We start from the raw sequence: 8,786 nt of genomic DNA, 5'->3' as shown, positions 1-8,786 counted from the left end.
AGACGAAGGCCGCTTCTGCGTACGGCAGTTACCGGACCGAGTGATCAAGTTCGACGCACCATTCGACGCCGGAGGTTAAAGATCAAGCTAGGGCCCCGGCGTCTGCCTTCCGGGCCAGCCGGTCTACATCGCGCTGCCGATCAGTCCGGGCGCCAGTCCCGGGACCCAGGCGACGGCGATGGCCAGGGCGAGGGAGGCCGCCCCCGCGCCCCGGGCCACCACCGGACCCGCCGGGGCGAGCTTCTCGGCGCTCAGCACGGCCGCCAGGCCCACCATGGCCCACAGGTTCATCATGCCGAACGCCGCCAGCAGCGCCATGAGCGACCAGCAGCAGCCCAGGCAGAAAGCGCCATGGTGGGCGCCCGCGCGCAGATCGCGGGACCGCCCCGGATACGACGCACAGCGCAGCATCAGCCCGATCGGCGAGCGGCACCGGGCGAGGCAGCGGTCCTTGAGGGGGGTGAGCTGGTAGACGCCGTTGGCCGCGAAGACGGCGGCGGCGACCGCGGTGGCGGTGGCCGCATCCGTGCCCGCCGCCCGGCCGGCGAGGGCCGCCAGCGCGTAGGCGGGAAGCCCGGCGGCGGCCCACACCAGCAGGTAACCGACGGTGAACGCGACCACGCGCGCGACCCGGTGGCTGACGATCGTGCGCGTGTACAAGGCCGCGACGGGCGCCGTGGCGGGCAGCATCATCGCGGCTGTCATCGCCGTCCACACGGGCAGGAAGGCGGGCAGATCCAGGCCATCGTCCCGGGCATCGCCCCCATACCGCGCTCGCGTCCCACCACCCAGGCCCAGGCGACCGCAGCTGCGAGCAGCAGCAGCCCGGCGGAGCCGACCCTGCCACGCCCGGCGAGCGGGCCGGTCGTCACGCGGACCATGTGAAGGGCGCCGAGTGACCGTTGCCGCCGGTGAAGTCCCATGACCGGCCGTACACACCGGTGCCGGTGGCCCTGCTGGACCGGGCGATCGTCAGCGTGCTGCCGACCGGGTGGAAGACGCCGGTCAGCCCCATCACCGGGCCGTCCGCGCCGAACTGGGGGGCGACCTGGTCCTCGATCTCGATGTCGATGGCGTCGCCCACGCGCACCGCGTGACGGCGTCCGTCGTCCCGGTAGCCGATGGGCACGCGCTCGACGCCGAGGACCTCACCGATGAGGGGGACGAGTGCCGCCATCGGCCCACCCGCCTGCCCGGAGAACACCCTGCCCAGCGCCTCCGCCTGGCCGTCGTCGGCCGCCGCGTCGACATACAGCGCCACCTGCCAGCCGCCGTCGGCCATCACCCGGGGTCCGTCGATGAAGACGGCGACGCTGCGGTCCGACACGTCGACGCCGTCGACCTCCCCTCGGTCGACGTGGAACGCGAAGGTCACCTGGCAGCGCTCGTGATCGGCGGGCGCGGCGAAACCCGATGTGGTGCACGGGCACACCACATCGCAGTTGCAGCTCTCCAGATAGGTCCCGCTCAGGTTCCAGGCCATGATCTGCCTCACCGGTGCGCGCACCGGGACCGCGCGGGAATGCCCACCGGCACAGACCGCTGACTCCGGCGCTGTTGCTCGGACCGTTTTCCAGCCTAGCCCCGGCGGCGGCCCCTGGCCTGGTGCCGCCGGCTCCCGCTCAGCCCTGTGCCAGTGCCATCGCCCGGTCCAGCGCCTGCAGAAAGCGGTTGACCGTCACCCGGTCCCGTACCGCCAGCCGCAGCCACTCCTCGTCCAGCCCCGGAAACGTGTCCCCGCGGCGCACCGCGAAGCCGAGGTCCCGCAGATGCCGCCGCACGGCAGCCGCCCGCGCCAGGCGGACCAGCACGAACGGCCCCTCCGCCGGCTCCGCCACATACAGCCCGTCCGGCCCGAACTCCCGCAGGCCCGCCACCAGATGGGCCCGGTCCGCCGCCACCCGGTGCGCCGCGTGCGCCGCCTCCGCCAGCGCCCGCGGCGACACGCAGGCCTGAGCCGCCGCGAGCGCCGGTGTCGACACCGGCCACAGCGGCTGCGCCCGCTCCAGTCGCGCGATCGTTCCGGGATCGGCCAGGACGTAGCCGATGCGCAGCCCCGCCAGACCCCAGGTCTTGGTCAGGCTGCGCAGGACCACCAGGCCCGGCACGTCCGTCCGGCCCGCCAGTGCCTCCCGCTCCCCGGCCACCGCGTCCATGAACGCCTCGTCGACCACCAACACCCGTCCCGGGCGGGCCAGTTCCTCGATCACCGACGCCGGGTGCAGGACGGACGTGGGGTTCGTGGGATTCCCGATCACCACCAGGTCCGCGTCCTGCGGCACCAGCGCCGGATCCAGCCGGAAGCCGTCCGCCTGCCGCAGCAGCACCCGATCCACCACGTGCCCGGCGGCCCGCAACGCCGCCTCCGGCTCCGTGAACTGCGGGTGCACCACGACCGGCCGCCGTACCTCCAGGGCGCGGGCGAGCAGCACGAACGCCTCCGCCGCCCCCGCCGTCAGCAGCGCCCGCTCGGCCGGCACCCCGTGCCGCTCCGCCACCGCCGCCCGCGCCGCCCGCCCGTCGGGGTAGGCCGCGAGCCCGCCCAGCGACTCGGCGATCACCTCCCGCAGCCACGCCGGAGGCGTGTCCGCGCGCACGTTCACCGCGAGGTCGGTCAGCCCCGCTCCGCCGTCACGGACCTCGGCGTCCCCGTGGTGCCGCAGGTCGTGCTGTGCTCCGTCCCGTTCAGTGCGCATGGGAGTGCGCGTGCCCCCCGTGGTGGTGTCCATGACCGTGATGGTGATGCCCGTCGCCGTGACCGTGCGCGTGCCCGTCGTCGTCCGGGTGGAAGTGCGGCTGCTGCGGCAGCCCCACCTTGTCCTCGAAGCCGGGCAGCGCGATCCGGTACACGCACGAGTCGCAGTTCATCCGCAGATCCCCCTTCAGCGCCTCCCGGTAGCGCTCCATCACCAGGTCCAGCAGCTCCGGCTCCGGCCCGATGACGTCCGCCGACCGCACCTCGAGCTGAGGATGCGCCGCCGCCCAGTCCTCCGCCTGCTGCCGCACCCGGTCCGGCAGGATCCCGGTGAACAGGAAGTACGGCAGGACGACGATCCGCTTCGCACCCAGCTTGGCGCACCGGTCGAGGCCGCTCGGCACGTCCGGCGCCGCCAGCGACACGAACGCCGTCTCCACGCCCGCGTACCCGCGCCCCTCCCACAGCAGCCGCGCCGCCTTGTAGACCTCGGCGTTGGCGTCGGGGTCGGTGGAGCCACGGCCCACCAGCAGCACCGTCACCTCGGCGCGCTCCTCAGGCGTGCGCGCCGCCCCACCCAGCGCCTCGTCCAGGCGCCGCTCCAGCACCGACAGCAGCGCCGGGTGCGGGCCGAGCGGGCGCCCGTAGGTGTACGAGATGCCCGGGTGCCGTTCCTTCTCCCGGGCCAGCGCCGCCGGGATGTCCCCCTTGGCGTGTCCGGCGGACACCAGCATCAGCGGCACGGCCGCGAAGCGGCGCACCCCCCGCTCCACCAGCTCGGTCACCGCCTCGCCCAGCGGCGGCGGCGACAGCTCGATGAAGCCGCCCGCGACGGGCAGGTCGGGGTGGCGGCGCCCCAGCTCCCGTACGAAGTCGCGGAACGCCTCGGCTCCGGCCTCGTCCCGGGTGCCGTGGCCGGCGATGAGCAGGGCGGGCGGCGGAGTGGTCACGATGTCTCCTCGAACTTCGGAACGGGGTGGTACAGCAGGGCGTTGAGCGCGGCGGCGGCGACCGCCGAACCGCCCTTCTCGGACACGTTGCTCACGGCGGGCAGCCCGCTCTCGCGCAACGCGGCCTTGGACTCGGCAGCGCCGACGAAACCGACGGGCAGACCGATGACGAGCGCGGGGGAGACGTCCAGCTTCAGCAGCTCCTCCAGGGCGGTCGGCGCGCAGCCGATCACCCACAGGGCGCCCGGGCCGACGTCCTCGTACGCCAGCCGGATCGCGTGCGCCGAACGGGTCATGCCGGGGCCCGACCTGGCGTCCTTGAGGCGGCAGACCGTCTCGCGGCGCGTGATCCCGGCCGCGACCATCTCCACGTCCACCACCACCGGCGCCCCGGCGTGCAGCGCCGCGTGCGCCTTCTCCAGCTCGCTCTCGTCCATGACGAGGTCGGTGGCGTAGTCGAGGTCGGCGGCGGAGTGGATGACCCGCTCCACCACCGCCCGGGTCAGCGGCGGGAAGTGCGAGGTGTCGAGGCGGGCGCGCAGCCGCCGGAAGGACTCCTGCTCGATCGGGTGCACCACACGGTTCACTTCGCCTCCTCCTGCCAGCGGTATCCGCGCGGCGTGACCATGCGGCCCGCGATCCGGCGGGTCGCCGTGTTGCCCACGGTCACGACCGTCATCATGTCGACCGTCGCCACGTCCAGTTCGGCCAGGGTCGTGAGGCGACTGGACTCGTCCGGCCGCGACGCGTTGCGTACGACACCGACCGGTGTCGTCGGCTCCCGGTGCCCGGCGAGGATCGCGAGGGCCTTCGGCAGCTGCCAGTCGCGGCCCCGGGAGCGGGGGTTGTAGAAGGTCACCACGAGGTCGGCCTCGGCCGCGGCCCGTACCCGCCGCTCGATGACCTCCCACGGCGTGTGCAGGTCGGAGAGGCTGATCGACACATGGTCGTGGCCGAGCGGGGCGCCGAGGATCGCCCCGGCCGCGAGCGCCGCCGTGACGCCGGGCACCCCGACCACGTCGATGTCGTCGGACGCCTCGGCGAGCGCGGGGGAGGCCATCGCGTACACCCCGGCGTCCCCGCTGCCGATCAGCGCGACGGCGTGCCCCTTGCGCGCCTGTGCGACCGCCGTGCGCGCCCGCTCCTCCTCGGCGCCGAGCCCCGACTCCAGGACCCGGGTGCCGGGCCGCAGCAGGTCCCGGATCTGGTCGACGTACTGGTCGAGGCCGACGAGCACGGACGCGCGCCGCAACTCCTGCTGTGCACGCGGCGTGAGCAGGTCCCGGGCGCCCGGCCCCAGCCCGACGACCGCGAGCCGTCCGCGCCCCGGCCGGCGCCCGACCGCGCAGGTGGCCATGGCCGACTTCCGCTTGGGTACGAGGAGTTCGCCCCCGCCCACCAGCGCGGCGGCCTCCGCGACGGACGGCGTGCCGACGGCGGCGAGCGGTGCCTCGGACGGGTTCGGCACGTCGACCTTCGCCAACTCCTCGGCGGCGTACGTCACGAGCGGGACACCGAGCCGCCGCGCCGCCTCGACGATGCCGGGCTCCTCCGCCTTGGCGTCGACGGTGGCGAGTTCGGCGAGCGAGGCCACGGAGAGCCCCGCGTCCCGCAGCGCACCCTCGACGAGCCCCAGCACCTCCTCCACCGGGGCACCCCTGGACGCGCCGACGCCCGCGACCAGGGTGGGCGGCCGCAGCACGACCTCCCGTTCGCCGGGTTCGACGGCGCGGTCGGTGACCCGGACCGTGTACGCGCCCTCGGCGGCGACGGGCAGCGGCGGCAGCGGCCAGCTCACCTCCGCCTCCAGCGCCACCGGCTCCCCGTCGAGCAACGCCCGCGACACCGCGGCGACATCGCCCTCCACCGGGAACCCGAGCGTGTCGAGCCCGGGCAGCCCCACGGCGTCCGTGGCGGTCGTCACGACCGGTTCCGCGCCCAGCACCCCGCTCACCGCGCGGGCGAGTTCATTGGCGCCGCCCGCGTGCCCGCCCACGAGGGACACCGCGAACCGCCCGCCCTCGTCGACGCACACCACACCCGGGTCGGAGGCCTTCTCACCCAGCAGCGGCGCGATCAGCCGTACGACCGCGCCGGTCGCAAGGAAGCACACGAGCTGCTCGCACTCCGCGAAGGCGGCCCGTACGGCGTCCTTCACGGGCCCGTCGTACGCCCGCGTACGGTCCGGCCACGCCGCGGCCAGCCGGTCCCGCGCAGCCGCCCCCGCCGCGGTGGCGGAAATGAGGCCGATCACTGAGCTTCTCCTTCGTGCAGTGCCGGGGCCCGCGTGCCCCACAGCAGGAAAACAGGGTTGGTCGCCGCGAGCCGGGTCACATCGCCCGGCAGCGGCGCGAGGCGCGACGACTGCAGCAGGACGCCGTCGCAGGAGAACCCGGCGGCGACGAGCGCCTCGCGCGCCGCCGGTACGCGGTCCAGTGCCGCCATGGCGACCACCACCGCCCGCCGGGCGCGCCGCGCGCACGCGCTGACGATGGCGGGCAGTTCGCGTCCGCCGCCGCCGACGAACACCGCGTCGGGGTCGTCGAGCCCGTCCAGCGCGTCCGGCGCGGTCCCGTGCACGACCCGTACGTCCACGCCGTGCGCGGACGCGTTGGCGCGGATCCGCTCGACCCCGTCGGGTGTCTTCTCGACGGCGGTGACGGCGGCGCCCAGCCGTGCGCACTCGACGGCGACCGAGCCGGAGCCCGCGCCGACGTCCCAGACCAGATCGCCGAGCCGTGGCCCGAGCCGGGCCAGGGCCAGGGCGCGCACCTCGAACTTGGTGATCATCGAGTCCCGGTGCGCGAACGCGCTCTCCTCCAGGGCCCATGCGGACGGAGCCGGTGGCGCCCCCGCGACCGTGCGCACCGGCCCCAGGGCCCGCGCCTCGTCCAGGCACAGCACCACGCTCACCGCCGGCCCCCAGTCCCGTTCCGCCGCCTCGGCGGGCGTCACCCGCTCCACGCGCTCGCGCTCGAGGTCGCCGAGCGCGGTCGCCACGACGAGGACCCGGTCGGCCGAGCCGTCGCAGAGCGCCGCCCCCAGCTCGGCGGGACCGGCTCCGGGCCCGGTCAGCACGGCGACCTTGGGACGCGCCCGGCACACGTTCACCGCGGTGCGCATCTCGCGCCCGTGCGCGCTGACCACCACCGCGTCGTCCCAGGTCAGCCCGAGCCGCGCGAAGGCACCGGCCACCGACGACACGCCGGGCCGCACATCCAGCCGGTCCGGCCCGAACCGCTCGCCCAGCGCCCGCACGATGCCGAAGAACCCGGGATCACCGGAGGCGAGCACGACGACCCGCCGCTCCTTGTCCAGGTACCGCTCGATAGCGTCCAGCGCCGGCGCCAGCGGCCCGAGCACGATCCGCTCGGCGCCCTCGGGCAACCGGGCGGCGTCCAGATGCCGCCGCCCGCCCACGACGAGGTCCGCCGCCGCGAGGACCTCCTCGGGAAGCGGCGCCCCCGTGCCCGTGCCGACGACCGTGATCACGTGCTCGCACCCCGTGTGCGCAGGGCCTTGCGGGCCTCGGGGTCGGCCTTGCGGTAGCCGTGGAAGTGACCGGGGTGGTACAGGTGCGAGCGCGTGCCGTGCGCGTCGAGCGCCGGGCCGACCAGGAAGAGGGTGTGCTTCCAGAGCTTGTGCTCCTTGACGGTCTCCTCCAGCGTGCCGATCGTGCACTTCACGACCAGCTCCTCGGGCCAGGTCGCCTGGTAGGCGACCACGACCGGGGTGGTCGTCGGGTAGCCGCCCTCCAGCAGCTCCCGCACCAGCTGCCCGCTGCGCGCCGCCGACAGGAAGATCGCCATCGTGGTGCCGTGCCGGGCGAACTCGCGCACCTCCTCGCCCGGCGGCATCGGCGTCTTGCCGCCGCCGAGCCGGGTGAGGACCACGGACTGCGCGACCTCGGGGATGGTCAGCTCGCGCTGGGCGAGCGCGGCGACTGCGGAGAAGGAGGAGACACCGGGGACGACCTCGGTCGCGATGCCGATCTCCGCGCACCGGTCGAGCTGCTCCTGGGTGCCGCCCCACAGGGCCGGGTCGCCGGAGTGGATGCGGGCGACCCTCAGCCCCTCGGTGCGCGCCCGCCGGTACACGGCGACGACGTCCTCCAGCGACATGGTCGCCGAGTCCAGGACCTCCGCGTCCGCACGCGCGTGCTCCAGGACCTCCGCCTGGACCAGGCTGGCCGCCCAGATCACGACGTCGGCCTCGGCGATGGCGCGCGCGGCACGGAACGTCAGCAGATCGGCGGCGCCGGGGCCGGCACCGACGAAGGTCACCTTGCCGGTGGGGGCATCGGCCATGGGTTCAGGTCCTCTCGTACGGAATGTCACGATGTGTGCGGGCGGAATCGGGGCCGGATGTGCGCGACCGGGGCCTGATCGGATAGCAAGGGCACATGGCGGTCTTCGTCGCGCTCGGCGCGTTCCTGATGACGCTGGCCGGCGGCTGGACGGCACAGCGCGTGACCGACCGTCGCCATCTGGTCCTGGGCCTGGCCGGCGGACTGATGCTCGGTGTGGTCGGCCTGGACCTGCTGCCGGAGGCACTGCGCGCGGCGGGCACCGAGGTGTTCGGCGTGCCTGCGGCCCTGCTGCTGTTTGTGGGCGGCTTCCTGCTGGCCCACCTGGTGGAGCGGCTGCTCGCCGCGCGCCGGGCGGCACACGGGGCGGCCGACCACGACCACCAGCGGGCGCCCGAGGTGGGCCTCACGGCGGCGGCCGCCATGGTGGGTCACAGCGCCATGGACGGCGTGGCGATCGGTGCGGCCTTCCAGGTGGGCGGCGGTATGGGCCTCGCGGTGGCGCTGGCCGTCATCGCCCACGACTTCGCGGACGGCTTCAACACCTTCACCCTCACCAGCCTGTACGGCAACGCGCGCCGCAAGGCGGTCGCGATGCTGTTCGCGGACGCGCTGGCGCCCGTGCTGGGCGCGGCCTCGACCGCGTTCCTCGCCATCCCGGAGTGGTTCCTCGGCGGCTACCTCGGCCTCTTCGGCGGCGTGCTGCTCTACCTCGCCGCGGCCGAGATCCTGCCGGAGGCCCACCACGAGCACCCCGCCCACACGACCCTGCTGTGCACGGTCGCGGGCACGGCGTTCATCTGGCTGGTGGTGGGCCTCGCGGGCTGATCCGCCG

At 74.7% G+C, this 8,786-nt stretch carries 9 protein-coding genes; 1 reads left to right on the top strand and 8 read right to left on the bottom strand.

Going from position 1 to position 8,786, the window contains the following annotated elements:
- Positions 1-123 precede the first annotated feature (123 nt).
- The 8 genes from ACIRC0_RS35800 to cobM form a co-directional block, all read right to left on the bottom strand.
- Entirely contained in the window at positions 124-705 is a 582-nt protein-coding gene (locus ACIRC0_RS35800) for a DUF2182 domain-containing protein (RefSeq protein WP_403625096.1), read from the bottom strand.
- Between the two features lie 163 nt (positions 706-868).
- Positions 869-1,483: a DUF1326 domain-containing protein gene (locus ACIRC0_RS35795; protein WP_403625093.1), complete on the bottom strand. Its 615-nt coding sequence runs from the start codon at positions 1,481-1,483 to the stop codon at positions 869-871.
- 139 nt (positions 1,484-1,622) lie between these two features.
- A complete protein-coding gene (gene cobC / locus ACIRC0_RS35790) occupies positions 1,623-2,729 on the bottom strand; it encodes an Rv2231c family pyridoxal phosphate-dependent protein CobC (protein ID WP_403625090.1) in 1,107 nt (368 codons plus the stop codon).
- On the bottom strand, positions 2,686-3,645 hold the full coding sequence (locus tag ACIRC0_RS35785) for a sirohydrochlorin chelatase (protein WP_403625087.1): 960 nt from the start codon (positions 3,643-3,645) through the stop codon (positions 2,686-2,688). Before ACIRC0_RS35785 ends, cobC begins: the two co-directional genes overlap by 44 nt.
- Entirely contained in the window at positions 3,642-4,232 is a 591-nt protein-coding gene (locus tag ACIRC0_RS35780; protein WP_403625084.1) for a precorrin-8X methylmutase, read from the bottom strand. The genes ACIRC0_RS35785 and ACIRC0_RS35780 overlap by 4 nt, the downstream gene beginning before the upstream one ends.
- Entirely contained in the window at positions 4,229-5,899 is a 1,671-nt protein-coding gene (gene cobJ / locus ACIRC0_RS35775; protein ID WP_403625081.1) for a precorrin-3B C(17)-methyltransferase, read from the bottom strand. The genes ACIRC0_RS35780 and cobJ overlap by 4 nt, the downstream gene beginning before the upstream one ends.
- On the bottom strand, positions 5,896-7,137 hold the full coding sequence (gene cbiE / locus ACIRC0_RS35770; protein ID WP_403625078.1) for a precorrin-6y C5,15-methyltransferase (decarboxylating) subunit CbiE: 1,242 nt from the start codon (positions 7,135-7,137) through the stop codon (positions 5,896-5,898). Before cbiE ends, cobJ begins: the two co-directional genes overlap by 4 nt.
- The gene (gene cobM, locus ACIRC0_RS35765) at positions 7,134-7,952 is read right to left on the bottom strand and encodes a precorrin-4 C(11)-methyltransferase (RefSeq protein WP_403625075.1); all 819 of its coding nucleotides are present in this window, start codon (positions 7,950-7,952) and stop codon (positions 7,134-7,136) included. The genes cbiE and cobM overlap by 4 nt, the downstream gene beginning before the upstream one ends.
- A 95-nt stretch (positions 7,953-8,047) precedes the next feature.
- Between cobM and ACIRC0_RS35760 the strand changes: the two genes are divergently transcribed.
- Entirely contained in the window at positions 8,048-8,779 is a 732-nt protein-coding gene (locus ACIRC0_RS35760) for a ZIP family metal transporter (protein WP_403625072.1), read from the top strand.
- Positions 8,780-8,786 lie beyond the last annotated feature (7 nt).

The sequence above is a fragment of the Streptomyces sp. NPDC093984 genome (assembly GCF_044764595.1).
Lineage (GTDB): Bacteria > Actinomycetota > Actinomycetes > Streptomycetales > Streptomycetaceae > Streptomyces > Streptomyces cynarae.
This window is presented reverse-complemented; position numbering and strand designations above follow the sequence as displayed.

Coding starts and splice junctions, on each gene's coding strand:
- cobM (WP_403625075.1), bottom strand. CDS start 7,952: ATGGCCGATGCCCCCACCGGCAAGGTGACCTTCGTCGGTGCCGGCCCC.
- ACIRC0_RS35795 (WP_403625093.1), bottom strand. CDS start 1,483: ATGGCCTGGAACCTGAGCGGGACCTATCTGGAGAGCTGCAACTGCGAT.
- cobC (WP_403625090.1), bottom strand. CDS start 2,729: ATGGACACCACCACGGGGGGCACGCGCACTCCCATGCGCACTGAACGG.
- ACIRC0_RS35760 (WP_403625072.1), top strand. CDS start 8,048: ATGGCGGTCTTCGTCGCGCTCGGCGCGTTCCTGATGACGCTGGCCGGC.
- ACIRC0_RS35800 (WP_403625096.1), bottom strand. CDS start 705: ATGACAGCCGCGATGATGCTGCCCGCCACGGCGCCCGTCGCGGCCTTG.